This is a genomic window from Hallella bergensis DSM 17361 (assembly GCF_000160535.1).
GTDB lineage: Bacteria > Bacteroidota > Bacteroidia > Bacteroidales > Bacteroidaceae > Prevotella > Prevotella bergensis.
In genome coordinates this window covers 241,283-260,606 of record NZ_GG704780.1, presented here as the reverse complement: position 1 = coordinate 260,606, position 19,324 = coordinate 241,283, and the positions used below count along the sequence as shown (strand labels likewise).

15 protein-coding genes are annotated in these 19,324 nt (G+C 48.3%); 13 read left to right on the top strand and 2 right to left on the bottom strand.

Annotated elements, in window-relative coordinates; genetic code table 11:
* Window positions 1-28 precede the first annotated feature (28 nt).
* Together yihA and abc-f are read left to right on the top strand one after the other, a co-directional pair.
* A complete protein-coding gene (gene yihA / locus HMPREF0645_RS00990) occupies window positions 29-646 on the top strand; it encodes a ribosome biogenesis GTP-binding protein YihA/YsxC (RefSeq protein ID WP_007172922.1) in 618 nt (205 codons plus the stop codon).
* The gene (gene abc-f, locus HMPREF0645_RS00985; RefSeq protein ID WP_007172921.1) at window positions 643-2,439 is read left to right on the top strand and encodes a ribosomal protection-like ABC-F family protein; all 1,797 of its coding nucleotides are present in this window, start codon (window positions 643-645) and stop codon (window positions 2,437-2,439) included. Before yihA ends, abc-f begins: the two co-directional genes overlap by 4 nt.
* A 441-nt stretch (window positions 2,440-2,880) precedes the next feature.
* Here abc-f and HMPREF0645_RS00980 read toward each other — a convergent pair whose 3' ends face one another.
* On the bottom strand, window positions 2,881-3,804 hold the full coding sequence (locus tag HMPREF0645_RS00980; RefSeq protein ID WP_211205367.1) for a glycoside hydrolase family 25 protein: 924 nt from the start codon (window positions 3,802-3,804) through the stop codon (window positions 2,881-2,883).
* 89 nt (window positions 3,805-3,893) lie between these two features.
* Entirely contained in the window at window positions 3,894-5,543 is a 1,650-nt protein-coding gene (locus HMPREF0645_RS00975; RefSeq protein ID WP_007172919.1) for a diphosphate--fructose-6-phosphate 1-phosphotransferase, read from the bottom strand.
* Between the two features lie 288 nt (window positions 5,544-5,831).
* On the opposite strand from HMPREF0645_RS00975, the gene HMPREF0645_RS00970 reads away from it, so the two are divergent.
* From HMPREF0645_RS00970 to HMPREF0645_RS00920, 11 genes are all read left to right on the top strand, one after another.
* Window positions 5,832-6,104, top strand: a complete 273-nt coding sequence (locus HMPREF0645_RS00970; protein WP_007172917.1) for a hypothetical protein — start codon at window positions 5,832-5,834, stop codon at window positions 6,102-6,104.
* A complete protein-coding gene (locus HMPREF0645_RS00965; RefSeq protein ID WP_007172916.1) occupies window positions 6,101-6,655 on the top strand; it encodes a 1-acyl-sn-glycerol-3-phosphate acyltransferase in 555 nt (184 codons plus the stop codon). The genes HMPREF0645_RS00970 and HMPREF0645_RS00965 overlap by 4 nt, the downstream gene beginning before the upstream one ends.
* 5 nt (window positions 6,656-6,660) lie before the next feature.
* Window positions 6,661-9,561, top strand: a complete 2,901-nt coding sequence (locus HMPREF0645_RS00960; RefSeq protein ID WP_044123114.1) for a golvesin C-terminal-like domain-containing protein — start codon at window positions 6,661-6,663, stop codon at window positions 9,559-9,561.
* A 23-nt stretch (window positions 9,562-9,584) separates the two neighbouring features.
* The gene (locus tag HMPREF0645_RS00955) at window positions 9,585-9,917 is read left to right on the top strand and encodes a hypothetical protein (protein WP_007172914.1); all 333 of its coding nucleotides are present in this window, start codon (window positions 9,585-9,587) and stop codon (window positions 9,915-9,917) included.
* A gap of 3 nt (window positions 9,918-9,920) precedes the next feature.
* Complete coding sequence (locus HMPREF0645_RS00950; RefSeq protein ID WP_007172913.1) at window positions 9,921-11,942, top strand: YgiQ family radical SAM protein; 2,022 nt, start codon at window positions 9,921-9,923, stop codon at window positions 11,940-11,942.
* 24 nt (window positions 11,943-11,966) lie between these two features.
* On the top strand, window positions 11,967-12,782 hold the full coding sequence (locus tag HMPREF0645_RS00945) for a hypothetical protein (RefSeq protein ID WP_007172912.1): 816 nt from the start codon (window positions 11,967-11,969) through the stop codon (window positions 12,780-12,782).
* A gap of 48 nt (window positions 12,783-12,830) precedes the next feature.
* Window positions 12,831-13,565: a tRNA pseudouridine(38-40) synthase TruA gene (gene truA / locus HMPREF0645_RS00940; RefSeq protein WP_007172911.1), complete on the top strand. Its 735-nt coding sequence runs from the start codon at window positions 12,831-12,833 to the stop codon at window positions 13,563-13,565.
* Between the two features lie 871 nt (window positions 13,566-14,436).
* Complete coding sequence (locus HMPREF0645_RS00935; protein WP_007172909.1) at window positions 14,437-15,630, top strand: aldose epimerase family protein; 1,194 nt, start codon at window positions 14,437-14,439, stop codon at window positions 15,628-15,630.
* Between the two features lie 46 nt (window positions 15,631-15,676).
* Complete coding sequence (locus HMPREF0645_RS00930) at window positions 15,677-17,638, top strand: sodium/sugar symporter (RefSeq protein ID WP_007172908.1); 1,962 nt, start codon at window positions 15,677-15,679, stop codon at window positions 17,636-17,638.
* A 104-nt stretch (window positions 17,639-17,742) separates the two neighbouring features.
* Window positions 17,743-18,420 (top strand): NUDIX hydrolase, encoded by a 678-nt coding sequence (locus HMPREF0645_RS00925; protein ID WP_007172907.1) that lies wholly within the window; start codon window positions 17,743-17,745, stop codon window positions 18,418-18,420.
* 120 nt (window positions 18,421-18,540) lie between these two features.
* Window positions 18,541-19,242, top strand: a complete 702-nt coding sequence (locus HMPREF0645_RS00920) for an L-ribulose-5-phosphate 4-epimerase (RefSeq protein ID WP_044123204.1) — start codon at window positions 18,541-18,543, stop codon at window positions 19,240-19,242.
* Window positions 19,243-19,324: the final 82 nt, after the last annotated feature.

Sequence of the window (19,324 nt, the reverse complement as noted above, 5' to 3'; positions counted from 1 at the left end):
ACTACCTTTGCATCAAAATCACATACCCATGGATATCAAGCAAGCCCAATTTGTCATTTCAGCTCCCACAGTAGAAAAATGCCCTCGCGACACCAAGCCCGAGTTTGCCTTCATCGGTCGGAGCAATGTTGGAAAATCAAGTCTTATCAACATGCTGTGCAACCACAAGGGACTGGCCAAGACATCGGCCACCCCGGGCAAGACATTACTCATCAACCATTTTATCATCGACAAGGAATGGTATCTGGTAGACCTGCCCGGTTACGGCTATGCCAAGCGTTCCAAGAGTGTCATCGAGAAGATTGACAAGATGATTCAAACCTATATCCTGCAGCGCAAACAACTGATCAACCTGTTTGTCTTAATCGACGTGAGACACGAACAGCAAAAGATAGACCGTGAATTTATCGATTGGCTGGGCATCAGCGGAATACCCTTCTCCATCATCTTCACCAAAGCTGACAAGCTGGGGCGTGTTAAAGCCAAGCAGAATGCCGATGCATGGATGAATGCTCTGCTGGATTCTTGGGAAGAACTTCCGCCTTATTTTATCACCAGTTCAGAAAAGAAAACAGGCCGCGACGAGGTGCTCGACTATATAGGAAAGGTGATGGCGGAGATTAACGAACAAAACCAGCAGGCATGACCCCATTCCTTGACGTACAAAACCTCACCAAGACGTTTGGTGCTCTGGTTCTTTTCCAAGACATCAACTTTTCGGTCGGAGAAGGCCAGAAGGTGGGACTCGTGGCCAAAAACGGCACGGGCAAATCAACCCTTTTGGAAATATTGGCCGGATACGAAGGCTACGACGACGGTTCCATCATCTTTCGCAATGGCATACGGCTGGGCTATCTCAACCAGACTCCCCGCTTCGACCCCGAGGAAAGTGTGATTGACGCTTGTTTCAATCACCAAGGCGACCCCGAACGAGTGCTCAAGGCCAAGCAAATACTCACACAGCTGCACATCGACGATCTCAACCAACCCATGAGGGAACTGAGCGGCGGTCAGCAGAAACGCGTGGCTCTGGCCAATGTGCTCATTACCGAACCCGACTTCCTGATTCTGGACGAACCTACCAACCATCTCGACCTCAACATGATCGAATGGCTCGAGAACTATCTCTCACGCTCCACCCTCACGTTGCTCATGGTGACCCACGACCGCTATTTCTTAGATCATGTTTGCAATGTGATTATCGAGTTGGACGACCAGACTATCTACACCTACCGAGGCAATTACGCCTACTACTTGGAGAAGAGACAGGAGCGTATAGACAACCGCAGAGCTGAAATACAGCGAGCCAACAACCTCTACCGCAAGGAGTTGGACTGGATGCGACGCATGCCACAGGCACGGGGGCACAAAGCCAGATATCGGGAGGAAGCCTTCTACGAGCTGCAATCACAGGCCAGTCAGCGCATCGAGGAGCGACAGTTACGACTGAAAGCCAGCAACGTATACATTGGTTCCAAAATCTTTGAATGCCAATATGTGTCCAAGAAGTTTTCCGATTCTGACGGAAACGAGAAGATTATCCTCAACGATTTCTATTACAACTTTGCCCGTTTCGAGAAGATGGGCATCGTGGGAAACAACGGCACGGGCAAGTCTACCTTTGTCAAGATGCTGCTTGGCGAGGTGCCACCCGACGATGGCAAGTTCGACATCGGACAGACCGTGCGCTTTGGCTATTTCTCGCAAGAGGGCTTGCAGTTCAACGACAACGACAAGGTAATTGACGCCGTGACGAGCATTGCCGACGTCATCGACTTGGGCGGAGGGCGCAAAATGACCGCTTCGCAGTTTCTCAACTATTTCATGTTCGAGCCCGAACAGCAACACAACTTCATTCATAAACTCAGCGGAGGGGAGCGACGCAAACTCTATCTGTGCACCGTTCTGATGCGCAACCCTAATTTTCTGGTTCTCGACGAACCCACCAACGACCTCGACATTCAGACACTTCAGGTGCTCGAAGAATATCTGCAGGACTTCCCGGGCTGTGTCATCGTGGTGAGCCACGACCGCTATTTCATGGATAAGGTGGTCGATCATCTCTTGGTGTTCGAGGGTGAGGGTGTTGTGAAGGATTTCCCCGGCAACTACACGCAGTATCGGGAGTGGAACTCCCTGAAACCGGCCGCGGAAAAAGAGGAGCCGAAGAAGACTGTTTCCAAGGCAGAGACAACGGCCAAAAAAAGCTACCGCAACGACAACCGCCGGAAGATGACCTACAAAGAAAAGCGGGAGTATGAACAACTTACCCACGACATAGAGGCGCTGGAGACCGAGCAAGCAGCGCTTGAACAAGCCCTGTGCAGCGGCACGTTATCCGTAGAAGAACTCACCGAAAAGAGCAAGCGGCTACCCCAGATCAAGGAGGAGCTTGACGAGAAAGGCATGCGCTGGCTGGAACTGGGCGAATTGGAATAGCGGCAGACTCACGTGAGAAGTGTGGCCGTGTCGGCACAACGCATCTTTTCTGCAAAAAATAAAGGCATGAAATAAACTGACAAACATGCCCTTATTTTTCGCATATTTGAAAATCAGAATGTCCTCGTTCAAAATACGGCCAAAATTCCAGTTTTTCGGCAACATCCTGTATATAAATACCTTATAAACTTGAAAACCAAAACGCAGCCTGATCGTTTTCCGAAGGGCTTGCGATTGGGGCTTTTTGGCCTTGTGGTTAGGGCTCAATCGTCTCGCAAACAAAGCTTAGCAGCGTTGCGTTTAAGTTCTTGTCGCAGTCCGATTGAATAGTAATCGCACCACTGAAAAAGCAGGCAGAATAAGAAAGCCAAGTTTTTTCGGACGAAAACAGCAGTTTTTCTTCTGGATGGTCAGAAAATCACGACCGTTTTACAGTGAAGTTTAATTGACACGATCCGACTTCACCGGGATGTTGGTCGGCACGAATTCCTGCTTGCCAATGGTGAGATGGACCAGGTCGTAGTACGAGCCGTTGTAGACGTTGAGGTCTACATTACCCTTGATGCCAGGCAGTCGTCCCGTGTCGGTGTGCTGCCAAAACCGCCAGTCGCCCTTGTATTCCATCTTGTCCACATAATAATGAGCGATCCAATAAGGGTAGTCGTCGAATACCGGAGCATTGAGATAGCTCTCCTTGAACTTATAATAGGTGTAGATAATAGGCTTCACATGGTATTTGTCCTCTACGATATGCAACCACGTGAGCACGTCCATCTGGAAATCCTCAATACTGACATCTTTCGGTTTGTGCTCAATATCGAGTACCGGCGGCAGGTCGCCGGGCAAAAGGTGCACATTGTTCAGGAAATGGTATGCCTGGGATCGTGCCGTCGACTTGTTGCTCCAAAAATGATACACCCCCCGTATGAATCCGTATTCGTAAGCCTGCGCAAAATTCTCTTCAAAATTAGGGTCAATTCGGGATGAGCCCTCGGTGCCCTTGACGAAGACAAACCGCAGGGGATAGCCATCAATTAGGGCATTCGATTTCAACTTGTTCCAATTGATGGTACCCTGATGGTGGGACACGTCTATACCGTGAATGGCATAGCCTTGGGGATATTTGGGGTCACCGTAGAGCGCACGCCACCGAAAGCCGGTGGGACCTACGAACACATAATAGAATATCCAAATATAAAGCGCCAGCACCCCGATTCCGCCAAGAAGGCATCCCGGGCGCGCCTTTTTCCCAAAAAAAGAAAAAAGCCGGAGCAAGGATATGCCCCCCATATATCGGTGGTAAAAACTCCTCGGGTGCGGGGCAGCAGAATGTCTGCGGCGACGTACCGTTTTCTTGCTGGTCATTTGGATAGGTTAACAAAAAGGGACACCCCGACGCGTGCAAACGGAGCCGGGGCATCCTTTAGGATTCATGATGAGATAGTTGTGAGAAACTATTTCCTGTTCGCATTTTCCAATGCGAGTGTCCTGGTCTCGCGGTCGCTTACCTCGGTGGGTCCCCAATACTGAATCGGGCCGGGATAAACGAAGCAAGTGTTACGTGCGAATTCATCACGCTTCTCCACAAACTTCTTGAAAGGTGCGCCTTCGAGTTCCACCAAAGCCTTGCGGATAACCGGTTTCATCTCACCGTTGCGGCGCTCCATGTTGAGCATCATGGTAATGGGCACTCCGCCGGCCTCCCACTCTTCTGCCGGAGCAGAGAGGTTCCGGACGATAGCCATGTAGCCTGTCTTGCCATTGGCAATGAGGTTGGCTGCACTCACACCCAGAGCATAGCAGTAGTCGGCATCAAAATTAGATGGAGCCGCACAGCGACCTTCGTAGCCAAAGAAATGATGCAGGGTGGCAAACGAACCGTTATACTTGCCTTCAGCCTTCCACTTCTCAAGCTTGTCGGCCACCATGTCAGACAGCAACTTCTCGGTTTCGATAAGCGATACCTGAACGTTGCCGTGGGGGTCGCGCTCGAGTGAGAGCTGATGAGCCACAGAGTTGGGCAGCGTCTCGAAGGTTGCTGCATTCTCCTTGGAGAGATGTTCAAGAATATAGGCACGCTGGGCATCCTCGTCCAAATCCCTGTAGTCGGCACCATGGGCGGCCAACAAGTCGTTCAACTCGTCGATCAGGCGACCGATGGCCGGAACAAACTCGATGAGTCCTTCCGGAACAAGCACCACACCATAGTTGTTACCATCCTCGGCACGCTTGGCCACAACTGCAGCAAGCTGTTCCACAACCTGGTTCAGCGTCATGTCTTTAGCCTCAATCTCCTCGGAAATCAGACAAACGTTAGGCTGGGTTTGCAAAGCACATTCCAATGCGATGTGCGAAGCTGAGCGACCCATCACCTTGATAAAGTGCCAGTATTTGCGCGCAGAATTGGCATCGCGCTCAATGTTACCAATCAGTTCCGAGTAGACTTTCGTAGCCGTATCGAAACCGAAGCTGGTCTCTATCTGTTCGTTCTTCAGGTCGCCGTCAATGGTCTTGGGACAGCCGATAACCTGTATTCCGTATTTCTTAGCAGCGTAATATTCTGCCAGCACACAGGCGTTGGTGTTGGAATCGTCACCACCGATGATAATCAAAGCCTTGATATTCAGTTTCTCCAAAATCTCGCGACCCTTCTCGAACTGATCCTCTTTCTCCAGCTTGGTACGGCCGGATCCGATCATGTCAAAGCCACCCGTGTTGCGGTAGCTTTCCACATATTCCTCTGTGAGTTCCTTGTAATCGTGTTCAATCAGTCCACTGGGGCCCATGAGGAACCCATACACCTTGTTCTCAGGATTCTGAGCCTTGACAGCATCAAAAATACCGCATATCACATTGTGACCACCGGGAGCCTGTCCGCCGGACAAGATAACTCCCACGTTCATCTTCATGCCGATACGTTCCTCGCCCGGAACAAAATGAATAACGGGCAAACCGTATGTGTGGGGAAACAATTTCTTGATTTCATCCTGATCTCCCACACTCTGTGTTGTTTCACCCTCTCTTACCTTGACCGCTCCTACAAGAGCCTTGGGCAGCTTTGGCTGATAATGCGCACGCGCTTTCTGCAAAAGACTTGCTTTCATTTTCTATTGATTTTAAACATTAAAAATTTGCTATTTGCAAAATTACACTATTTTTTTAACGAAATGAAGAAAAACAGGCAGAAAACCTTTTTATGATTATTTTTTTAATATTATTGTTGCATTTATCTTTTTTTTTATAACTTTGAACGAAATATCCAGTGTGGAGCTATGATGCTTTGAAAAGAGAAAGACTTCAAGGCAACAAGGCGCAAATCACACGATATATCGAATGAGAATAGGGAGGGTTTTCGGGAACCCCGTCAAGTCAAATTAAATTACAGTAGCTCTATGGCTAAGAAAAGAGATCTGAAACAGAAAATTAACTACATCTGCGGCGAATTGTTTGCCGAAGTTATTGCTGCGTCGCTATACGGAACGGCAAACAACCCGGAAAACACGGAGTCGCTCCTGTCTACAATTATCCTAACGCGCAATGACTTTATCAAGCGCATCTCACATCCGGAACCTGGCATGTCGGCCAAGGAATACTACAAGCAGCTTATCAAGGATTTCGACGACAGGGTGTCTGAGATCATCGACCAGATAGTGAGCTTGGAATGATCAAACAATTCTGCAATTGGCTTTTATACAAGCAGTTGGGGTGGACGAAACACATTACAGTAAACCATCCCGACAAGTTCATTATTTGTCTGGCCCCCCACACCAGCAACTGGGACTTTCTCATTGGTCAGCTTTACATACGGGCTGAGGGACTGAAAATCAATTTCCTGATGAAGAAAGAGTGGTTTTTCTGGCCACTGGGACCAATTCTCAGATCCATGGGGGGCATACCTGTGTATCGGGCAAAGCACACCAGTATGACAGATACTCTGGCCGAGGCGGCAGCACAACGCAAGAGTTTTAAGCTGTGCATCACGCCGGAAGGTACCCGGTCGTTCAACCCGGAATGGAAAAAAGGATTCTATTTCATTGCGCTCAAGGCTCAAATTCCCATTTTGCTCTACGGCGTAGACTATGAAAAGAAGCTCATCGAATGTACCAGAAGTTTTGTTCCGACAGGCGATTTTGAAAAGGAAATGCGCGACACGAAATTGTATTTTAAGGATTTCAAGGGCAAGTACCCTGATAAATTTACGATTGGAGAGATATAGACAGCATGCGAAGAATAATACTGGCTTCTTGCTTTTTGGCTTGCACAACAGGTATGACAGCCCAGCTCCCCACCTTGAATCATAAGGCGGAGAAAGCGGTTGACCACTATCTGCAAACCTATTCTGCCAAGAATACAGAATTTGTGCAGCAACCAAGACTGCAAAAACTCATCATCAACAACCGAACACGGACAGTGGTTGTGAATACCACGGAATATTTTGCACAGCAGGAGTTTACCAACAAACGTGTTGGCAAGATATATAAAAAGGTTAAGAAGGCGCTACCCAAGCCTTATAATCACTACACCATTCAAATTGTGACCAACGGCATGCCCATTGAGCACTATGTACCCGGCTACATGAGACATCCTGCCGACGGACGTGCGCTCTGGGGCAAGACGGAATACAAGGGGAAACCATGGGTGAGCAACGTGTCGAGTCCGGCACGTATTACCAACGGACTGTACAACCGACACCTCACCGTATGGAATTCGCACGGTCGCTACTACGACAACAAGAAAGGCTTTTGGAAATGGCAACGCCCCAACCTCTTTGGTACAAATGAAGATTTGTTCACCCAGACTATCGTTGTGCCCTATCTCATTCCGATGCTTGAGCATGCGGGAGCCGTGGTGTTCACACCACGCGAAAGAGATTTGCAAACCGATGAATACATCATTGATGCCGACGGTTCGCTGGGCAACAACAAGCGGGGCTATGACGAGTATGCCGAAGGAAGACAGTGGAGCTCCACGGGCATACCGGGATTTGCACCGCACTACGGACATTACGTGGACAACGAGAATCCATTTACGGCCGGTTCGGCTCGCATGATCAAGAGCACGAAGAAGGCCGGCAAGGCCTACGTGAAATGGCAACCCAACTTCAGGAAAGAGGGGCGCTATGCTGTATATGTGAGTTATCAGACACTGAACAAGAGCATAGAGGACGCTCAATACACCGTGTTCCACAAAGGGCAGGCAACGGAGTTCCGGGTGAACCAACAGATGGGAGGTGGTACTTGGGTATATCTCGGTACATTCGAATTTGACCGGGGCGACAATATATATAACTGCGTGATGCTTACCAACCAGAGTAAGCACAGGGGTGTTGTAACCGCGGATGCCGTTCGCTTTGGCGGAGGCATGGGCAACATAGAACGAGGCGGATTCGTCAGTGGCTACCCGCGTGCGCTGGAGGGCTCACGCTATTATGCACAATGGTCGGGTGCTCCCTACACGGTATATGGTGGCAGGGGAGGCATGGACGACTATGCCGACGACATCAACACGCGTTCGCGCATGCTCAACTGGTTGGCCGGTGGCTCGACCTACGTTCCCAACCTTGGCGGTAAAAAAGTGCCCATGGAGCTGTCATTGGCCCTGCACAGCGATGCCGGATTTGCAACGAACGGACAAGACTTGGTAGGGTCGCTTGCCATTTGCACAACAGACTTCAACGATGGGCGCCTCGATGCGGGCATCTCACGCATGGCCTCCAAGAATTTTGCGGAGCAGCTGTTGTCCGGCGTGACACGCGATATCACCTTTGAATATGGAAAATGGGCAAGACGGTACCTGTGGGATCGAAACTATTCGGAGACGCGGCTGCCGGAAGTTCCTTCGGCCATACTTGAAACCATGTCACACCAAAACTTCCCGGATATGGTCATGGGACAGGACCCCAACTTCAAATTCTCGTTTGCGCGTTCTGTCTACAAAACCATCGTGCGGTATGTGAACGACATGCACGGGAGAGCTGCCGTTATCCAACCCCTTCCCCCCGAAAACATGAGGGTGGAACTGACAGGGAGCGATGAGGCCAAGGTGTCGTGGACCATGCAGGAAGACAAGCAAGAGCCGACGGCTCGTCCCACCTATTATATATTATATACGGCAACGGGAACCAGTGGATTTGACAATGGACGAAAGGTTAACGGAACATCAGCAACTGTAAAGCTGGAACCAGGGGTGCAATACAATTTCAAGGTCACGGCAGGCAACCGGGGCGGAGAAAGTTTTGCGTCGGAAGTGGTTTCTGTCGTGTCACAGCCCGGAGCGACAAAGACAGTTCTCGTGATCAATGGGTTTCACAGATTGTCGGCACCGGCTGTCATCAACAACAGTCTCCAGCAGGGCTTTGACTTAGACGCAGACCTTGGGGTGTCAAGAGGAGTTACGGCGGGCTGGTGCGGCAGGCAACTCAACTTCAACCGCTCGAAAATGGGGATAGAAAACGAGACCGGACTGGGCTATTCTGGTAACGAATTGGCCGGAACTGTCATTGCCGGCAACGACTTCAACTATATCAAGACACATACTGAAGCCATTGCATCGGCCGGGAAATACAATGTGGCCAGCTGTTCATCCAAAGCAGTGGAGACAGAAATGGTACAATTGGAAAAATATGCAGCCATAGACGTGATACTCGGACTGGAGCGTTACAGTCCGCAAAGTCTGAAATTCTACAAGGCTTTTCCATCGACTTTCAAGACCAAACTTAGTGCCTATGCACAAGGCGGTGGGCGCATCGTGGCCAGCGGAGCCTATATCGGAACCGACATGATGGTAGGTGATGATGCTGCGTGGCTGGCCCGGACGCTGAAAACAAACTATGCCGCAGCGGTGAAAACCGACACCATCAACGGCATTAGCGGACTGGGCATGAACTTCGACATTCATCGGAGACTCAATGCCGACCATTATGCTGCAACACATACCGATGTGCTGCAACCCGCGCCCGAAGCCATCTGCACTATGCAATACAGCAACGGTTATTCCGCAGCCACAGCCTACAACGGCAGTGATTACAAGACGTTCGTGATGGGATTCCCATTTGAATGTATCACAGACCGCGGAACACGCAACAGGCTCATGCAGGGAATCATGAACTATATTCTGAAATAAGAACACCAAATCAAGAAACCAATATGAAAATACAAGCCAATCCATCAGGTACAAGAAGTATTGAAGTAAGCGAGGAACATCTGCGCACAATTGACAAATATTCACTCCTGCGCAACCTCATCGACAGCAACGGCATTATTGACGAGTCTGTGCTCGACAAGCTGAAGTTTAATGTGCGCTCGATGCTCGGGTCGGAGACAGGCAAGGACAAGGCCTTGCTCGATCTTTGTCTTGATGTCATTTATCACAGCAACATGAAAGCTTTCGGACTTCATCAACTCGTGTTGCTTTACATTGAGTGGAAAAGCAAACAAGTAGCCGGTCAGGATGAAAGCCGGCAGGAGGTGAACAACTAACAGATGCCGCAATATCAACTGACCGATTTCCTACCCACCACACGCAAGGAATGCAAGCTGCGCGGATGGGACGAGCTTGATGTCATCATCTTCTCAGGCGATGCATACGTAGACCACCCCTCGTTCGGGGCTGCCGTTATCGGACGCATGCTTGAGCATCAGGGCTATCGTGTAGCGATTGTTCCACAACCCGACTGGCATGGTGACTTCCGCGACTTCAAGAAGCTGGGGCGGCCGCGACTATTCTTCGGGGTCTCCCCCGGGGCCATGGACTCTATGGTCAACCACTACACGGCCAACCGCCGTCTGAGACACGATGACGCCTACAGTCCCGATGCACGACACGACTTGCGTCCCGACTATCCATCCATCACTTACACCAAGATACTGAAACAACTCTTCCCCGATGTGCCCGTGGCATTGGGGGGCATCGAGGCTTCGCTACGTCGGCTTACCCATTATGACTATTGGAAAGACGAGTTGCGAAAGTGTATACTCTGCGACAGTGGAGCAGACATGATTCTATATGGCATGGGCGAAAAGAACACGCTGCAGTTGTGCCATGAATTAGAGGCGGGGAAATCGATGAAAGACATTCGCGACATTCCACAAACTGTTTATCTGTGTAAGGAGAGAGAGATACCCGATGGTATCAGTGACAGCGACATCGTGCTTCATTCGCATGAGGAATGCTTGCGGAACAAAAAGGCCGAGGCAGAGAATTTCAGGCATATTGAGGAAGAATCCAACAAGATTCATGCCCAAAGGCTGCTTCAAGCCGTGGACAATGTATATGCAGTGGTCAATCCGCCCTATCCACCCATGACCACGGAAGAGCTTGATGCTGCCTTCGACCTGCCCTATACACGTCTACCCCACCCCAAGTACAAGGATAAAACCATTCCGGCATACGAGATGATCAAGTTCTCCATCAACATGCACCGAGGCTGTTTTGGGGGCTGCTCATTCTGCACCATATCAGCCCATCAGGGGAAGTTTGTCTCCTGTCGCTCCAAGCAGAGTATTCTGAGGGAGGCTCGGCAGATTATCGACATGCCCGGTTTCAAGGGGTATATCTCCGACCTTGGCGGTCCCTCGGCCAACATGTATGGTATGCGGGGAAAGAACTTGAAAATCTGCGAGAAATGCAAACGTCCGTCGTGCATCAATCCGGCTATCTGTCCCAACCTCAACACCGATCACTCCGACTTGCTCGAGATATACCGGGCTGTGGATGCCTTGCCCGGCGTGAAGAAGAGTTTCATCGGGAGCGGAGTAAGATATGACCTTATCCTGCATAAGAGCAAGGATGAGAAGGTGAATCAGGCAGCCGGTAAGTATGCTCACGAACTGATCAAAAACCATGTGAGTGGACGACTCAAGGTGGCTCCGGAGCACACATCACAGCATGTGCTCGCATATATGCGCAAACCTGCATTCGACCAGTTCTACGAGTTCAAGCGTATATTTGACAAGGTAAACAAAGAAGAAGGGCTCAACCAGCAGATTATCCCCTACTTCATCAGCAGTCATCCCGGGTGCCGGGAAGAGGATATGGCAGAGCTGGCCGTGATCACCAAGAACCTGAACTTCCATTTGGAGCAGGTGCAAGACTTCACACCCACCCCGATGACCGTAAGCACGGAAACATGGTACAGCGGACACGACCCATACACGATGGAGCCGGTGTTCTGTGCCAAAACGCCACGTGAGAAATTGGCACAGCGGCAATATTTCTTCTGGTATAAGCCCGAGGAACGACGTAACATCGAGCAAAGCCTGAAAAAAATCGGGCGGCCAGACCTTATCAAAAAATTATACGATGGACAGCGGTTCCGAGGGAAGGTGAACTATGATGATAAGGCCATAGGTAGCACGCCCAAGCCAGAAAGGCAAGCAGGCGGGCGAAGAAACAGGAGACAGGAGCAACCCAAAGGCCGGCAAGACAAATACGATTCAGCCAAAGGGCAAAAATCATTTAATCCTAATTTTCAAAGCAGGGGACGCGGAAAACGGAGAAAGTAGTATGGAACTCATCATCCAATACAAATGAAAATCATCGAACAACAGCTTAGGGGAAAGCATTCGCAAGAGAAATGTGAGGATGGAATCGTTGTAACGCCCGACTTCGTTGCGGTGATAGACGGGAGCACAAGCAAAACCCGACACCGCATCAATCCGGATATGGAAAACGGTCGATATGGCATGATGCTTATCGCGGAGTTTATTCGAAAAGTAAGCCCTGAGGTTTCGTTGGACGAGTTTTGCCGGGGAGTAACTGCACATATCTTTAATAAGTATCCAACAGATAGTCAGGGGAGCCCGACCACTATCCCACCCCAAGATCGCCTTTGCGCCAGCGCCATTGTCTACAGTCGTCACCTTCATCAAATATGGATGATTGGCGATTGCCAATGTTTGATAAACGGCAGGCTGTATGAAAACCACAAACCCTATGAGGAACAATTGGCAACCGTGCGCGCGCAAGTTTTCGAGCGTTGTTGTCACGAGCACCAGGACATGATCGACGGCAGGACCATTGTCCACGACTACGCACGCGATATGATCTTGCCCGACCTTATTGAAGCCATGCAAAATCAAAACAAGACATATGCCGTGATTGACGGCTACCCCATCTTTAGGGATGGCATAAAAAAGATAGAAATTGAAGATGCCGATTGCGAAGTCGTACAGGCATCTGATGGCTATCCGTTTCTCATGCCAACCTTAGATGAGAGTGAGGAGGCTTTGCGTCTGCAACTGACCACGGATCCTTTTAATATCAAGACATTCAAGGCCACCAAGGGCTTGATGAAGGGAAACTGTTCTTTTGACGATAGGGCATATATTCGTTTTCGCTGTTGAGAGACGGCCTGTTTAATAAGTTTTGTTTTAAAATCAGAGGGATAGAATATGCGATATTTTGTTTGGATAAGTTTTGATGGCACGGCCTATCATGGTTGGCAGATTCAGCCCAACGGCATGTCGGTACAAGAAAAACTACAGCAAGGACTGACCACCCTGCTCCGGCAACCCATTGAGGTGACGGGGGCAGGACGAACAGATGCCGGCGTGCACGCACGACGAATGGCTGCACATTTTGACATAGACCGCGAGTTGAACTGTGAACAGTTGGCCTACAGACTCAATCGAATCCTGCCCAGAGACATCAGTTGTGAAAAGGTGGTGCGGGTGAACGATGAGATGCATGCAAGGTTTTCAGCCACCAAGCGTACATATCGGTATTTTATTCATACGCAACGCAATCCGTTTGAACGTTTTTTCTCGGTAGAGATGAATTGGCAACTCGACTTTGAACAGATGAATCAAGCTGCAGCAATCTTGCTCGAGACAGACGATTTCAAGGCCTTCTGCAAGGCTCATGCTGACAATAAAACCACCCTGTGCAAAGTCACAACGGCTCGTTGGGTGCAAACCGGCCCTGCAACGTATTACTTTGAAATATCAGCCAACAGATTCTTACGCAACATGGTCAGAGCTGTGGTTGGAACATTGATTGACGTCGGACGTCATAACATAACGCTTCAGCAATTTAGCGAAATCGTAGAAAAGGGAAGTCGTTCGGATGCCGGTCAGTCCATGCCACCACATGGACTGTTCTTATGGGATATAGAATATGAAGCGTAGCGTATAAAGAAAAACGATTCATCCGACATTTCGAGTGATACGACACTCATGTAGTGCATATTCTTCCCTTTTCATTCTTCATTCTTCATTCTACACTTTATAAAATATTATTACCGTTTCCGGCCAATTTCTTTCGTCGCATCTGGGCAGAAATGCGCCATGTTTTTGCGGATAACTTTATTCCTGAAAAATATCAAAAACACAAGACCGATGCGGTTACAGCCTTGTGGCACCGCGATTCGAGCTTTTCGATTGCGCGACCGAACCTTTGTCGTATCGTGATTAGAGTTTAACCGCAGTGGCGTTTGACATCTAATCGTAGACGACAAAAATCGAATCGTAAAATCATATTTGTTAAAACTCTGATTGTCAATACACTACAAATTATCTCAAATTTTTCGAATTTCAAACCGATGGATTGTTTTTTTTTAAATTCGCAAAATATAGAGAGATGATTGTAAGAAAAAATATTAGTATCTGTTGTCTCTGGACTCATCTTGGACATCTGTTGATGAGAACAAAACTGCATGAATGAACGACGAATCATTTTAGTTGATGTAATAGGACACAGGAGGCACCCTCGTCAGGAATAATCTTGCATCTGGTGTTAAATTAGGGTTATCACTCCTAATGTCGGATGAACCAGAATGAAGAGGGAAGAGGGAAGAATGAAGAATGAAGAGGGAAGAATGAAGAATTAAGAGGGAAGAATGAAGAATTAAGAGGGAAGAATATGCATTACATGATTGTCGTATCACTCGAAAAGTCGGATGAACAAAAAAAAATAACTCAAAATGATTCGGTTTTAAAATAAATATTGTAACTTTACCACCAATTAATTACTCGATTAACTAACAACTCTACTTTTGATATGAAGAAAATCAATAACCTATTGCTTGGAGCAGGACTGGGAGTCTTGGCTTTAGCATCTTGTAATGGCGGCAAAGAAGCCGCTTCCCTAACAGTATCCGGACTAAATCCTACAGCATTTGACACCACGCTCAATGGGAAGAGTGTGGAGCTGGTTACACTTAAAAATGCCAATGGCATGGAAGTGTGCCTCACGAACTATGGTGGTCGTGTGGTGTCTATCAGTGTGCCTGACAAAGAAGGAAAACTTACCGATGTGGTCTTAGGCTATGACAACATCAAGCAGTATGCAGACACCCTGAACTCTCCTTCCGACTACGGTTCAAGTGTTGGGCGCTATGCCAACCGCATCAAGGGTGCCAAGATTACTGTGGATGGCCAAGAATACAAACTCCGTGCAAATGATAATGAGAACTGTCTCCATGGAGGTGGGAATTCAGGATGGCTGAACAAAGTATATGATATCCAGGAAAAGACAGACAGCACCGTTATATTCGCCATAGAGGCTCCCGACGGCGAGAATGGTTTCCCCGGTAACGTTAAGGCCACTGCCACATATTGGGTAAAGGCTGACAACACGCTTGACATCTGCTTTAGTGCCATCACAGACAAGGAAACTGTAGTGAACATGACCAACCACAGCTATTTTAACTTGGGCGGTGACTTGTCCAAGACAGCTGATGACCAGGTGATGTATGTCAATGCTGACAAATTTACACCGTCTGATGCCCAGTATATCCCAACTGGTGAAATTAAAGATGTAACAGGCACCCCGATGGACTTCCGCAAGGAGCACGCATTGTCGGAAACCATTAATGATACAAGTTTCGATCAAATCAAAAATGCCACTGGCTATGATCACAATTGGTGCCTGAATACTTTCAAAGATGGTAAGGGCGACGACACGCAAGTAGCTGCAAGTCTTTACTCCCCCACCACCGGCATTTTCCTCGAAGTGTTTACCAATGAGCCAGGATTGCAGGTTTATACCGGCAACTTTCAGGGAACCGGCATCCCCGGCAAGCATGGAGTGCTCTATCCCAAGCATGCCAGTGTATGCTTCGAAAGCCAGAAGTATCCGGACAGCCCCACAAAGTTTGTGGCTAAAACTCCAGGATGGGAAATTTCCAACCCATTCCTGAAACCGGGAGAAACTTACTCGAGCCATTTGGTTTATAAATTCTCGGTGAAGTAAAGTTATCAGAAACAACTCAATCAACTACAATAAATTATATTTAGCAATGAACAGTATTTCTGAGGCTTTAGCCTCATCAGGCTTTAAAACAATCGACTTTGTAATCCTAATAGCCTATCTTATTCTGCTTGTAAGCTTGGGACTGTTCCTGAGTCGCAATAAAGATGGTAAGGAGAAAACAGCAAACGACTATTTCCTTGCCGGCAACACATTGACATGGTGGGCCGTGGGCGCTTCGCTCATTGCAGCCAACATCTCGGCAGAACAGTTTATCGGAATGTCCGGAACCGGATTCCGCGACGGCATCGCCATTGCAGCCTATGAAGTGATGGCAGCCATTACATTGGTTGTAATCGGAAAATTCCTCCTGCCTGTGATGCTCAATCGGAAGATCTTCACCATTCCACAGTTCCTTCGCGAACGATATAATGATGGTGTGGGCTTGGCCTTCTCTATTCTATGGCTGTTCCTCTATGTCTTTGTCAACCTCACTTCTGTGGCATGGCTCGGTGCCTTGGCCATTGAACAAATTCTTGGACTCCAAGGTCTTGCCGTCTCTGTTGGCCCCATGACCATCTCGATAAGAATGATTATTATTCTCTTCTTGTTTGTCGTTGCAGGAATTTATTCCATTTATGGTGGTTTGGCTTCCGTGGCCTGGACCGATGTCATGCAAGTCACATTCCTCATTGGAGGTGGTTTAATTACAGCATACGTAGCCCTCTCTGAGATGGGAGGCGTATTCGGAACAGACGCACTCGGAGCTTTGGGCAAAGTCTATACTGACTTGACAACGGGAACACATGCACAGGACGTACATTTCCACTTGGTGATTCAAGAGAGTCATAATGCCAGTGCCTTTGCCAATGTTCCAGGTATCGCTGCTGTCGTCGGTGGTGTTTGGCTCACCAACTTGGGCTACTGGGGATTCAACCAATATATTATCCAGAAGGGACTTGCTGCCAAGAGCGTGGACGAGGCACAGAAAGGTCTCGTTTTTGCGGGCTTCCTGAAAATCCTCATCCCTTTCATCGTGGTTCTTCCCGGTATATGTGCCTATTACATCTCTCAAGATCCTCAAGCATTTGAGAATATGAACTTGGCCGGAAAAATAAACGTTGCAGACGATGCCTACCCTTGGCTGATTCGCAACTTCACTCCTACCGGTATCAAGGGGTTGAGCTTTGCCGCACTTGCCGCAGCAATTATATCCTCTCTGGCTTCGATGTTCAATTCCACCTCCACACTGTTCACGATGGACATCTACAAGAAATATATTAACAAGAATGCCAAGGACAAGGCATTGGTTAATGTTGGTCGTATGGTGTCTGTATCGGCTTTGGTTATCGCACTGATTGCTGTTGAACCGTTGTTGGGCGGACTCGACCAAGCCTTCCAATACATTCAGGAATATAGTGGATTTATCTATCCGGGTATCATCACCGTATTTGGACTCGGATTGCTTTGGAAAAGAGCATCTTCCACGGCAGCAGTATGGACAGCTATACTCACCATCCCAATGGGCGTACTATTCAAAGTCACCATGCCGGATGTAGCCTTCCAGTTCCGTGCCGGATATATATTCATCATTCTGGTTACTTTCTTCATCATTGTTTCTTACTTCAGCAAGAAGACGGAAAGTGCAGAACTTCCTTCACAGGAAGACCGTGCCATGATGTTGCGTTGGGGCAAAATCCTGGGTATCTCGGGTATAGTGATGATTATTGCAGCTGCAATTGTTACCATTCTTGGCATGATGAACCCAGCGGCTAATCCGGACAGCAACTTGATTGCCTATCTCAATGATATCGGCTTCCAGGCCTTCTTCTTCTTTGGAGTACTTGTCGGCCACTGTGGTATCTGGCTTTACAGCAACTCCAAGGACAAAGTGAAGGATCCCAAGGCACTGCCTATCAATCTCAACCTTTTCTCCACAACTAAGGGTTACACATATGGCACGATTGGAATTGCTGTGATCACCATGCTGCTTTATGTTATTCTGTGGTAAACATAACAACCTGTGAAATTGAATTAACTATACATCGGGAGACGCCACAACGACCACAAATGTGGCACTCCCCATGTTCTTACACTAAAACATTTAAATAGAATATGACTGGATATTATGGTGAACACTCCAAGGTTTGGGTTTCAGTAGACTGCATAGTTTTCGGCTTTGAGGAGAATTGTTTAAAAGTTTTGATCGGAAGACGAGAGATGGATCCTGGTCGTGGTGAGTGGTCATTGTACGGCGGCTTTGTAGGTTCTGACGAAAGTCTGCACAATGCTGCCAACCGTGTACTCAAAAATCTAACCGGGTTGGATAATTTGTACATGAAGCAAGTAGGTGCTTTCGGCGAAATAGACCGCGACCCCGGTGAACGCGTGATCTCCATAGCCTACTGTGCGCTTATCAACGTAAAAGACTACGACGATGCCTTGCGTCAAAAGCATCATTTGGAATGGGTTGCTCTTGAAAATTTGCCCAAGCTCTACTCCGACCACAACAAAATGGTGACCGATGCCATTACTTTGCTTCGTCGGCGACTCAAGACAGAGCCCCTAAGCTTCAACCTCTTGCCCGAGTTGTTCACGCTGACTCAACTTCAACATGTGTACGAAGCTATCATTAACGAAGAAATAGACAAGCGCAACTTCCGCAAGCGCATCAAGCAAATTGAATATATTGAGAAAACAGAGTATATCGATAAACTCACCTCTAAGCGTGGTGCAGCTCTATACAGATTCAACCGGAAAGCCTACGAAGAGGATCCCTCCTTCAGGCTGTAATTCCAAGCCGGTGTGCTTTGAACCATGTTTATATAACCCATTAAAAAGTCCTTTTTAGGTTGTCGTCATCGAGAAGTCCATATGAAGATTAACGGACAGACTAAAAAAGGCATCATAACTATGTTAGAAGAATTAAAAGAAACAGTATTCCATGCCAACCTCGACTTGGTGAAGCATCATCTCGTTCTCTTTACTTGGGGAAACGTATCAGCTATTAACCGAGAAAAGGGACTTGTTGTCATCAAGCCTTCGGGTGTTGATTACGACACCATGAAAGCCAGCGACATGGTAGTGGTCGACTTGGAGACAGGAAAGGTTGTGGAAGGCGACCTGAATCCCTCGTCGGACACCCCCACCCACTTGGTACTCTACCGAAATTTCCCGGAAATAGGCGGTGTGGTACACACACACTCCACCTACGCAACGGCATGGGCTCAGGCAGGAATCGACATCCCCAATATCGGTACTACACATGCCGACTATTTCCACGATTCCATTCCATGCACGGATGCCATGACCAAGGAGCAAATGGGTGAATACGAACTCAATACCGGCATCGTCATTGTGGACAAGTTCAAGAAAGACGGACTCAACCCTGTGCACACTCCGGGCGTGTTGGTTAAAAACCACGGCCCATTCACATGGGGCAAGGATGCCAATGAGGCTGTATATCATGCCGTTGTTGCCGAACAGGTGGCCAAGATGGCATTCATATCCTTCTCCGTGAATCCCCGGACAACGATGAATCCCTTGCTCATAGAAAAACATTTCTCACGCAAACATGGCCCGAACGCTTACTATGGCCAAAAGAAAAAAGCATGAATCTCTCCCTGCAAGGAGATTTTCGAAACAGACATTTAAACATTAACCAATCTACCCCTAAGGCTGCTCACAACAGAGAGCC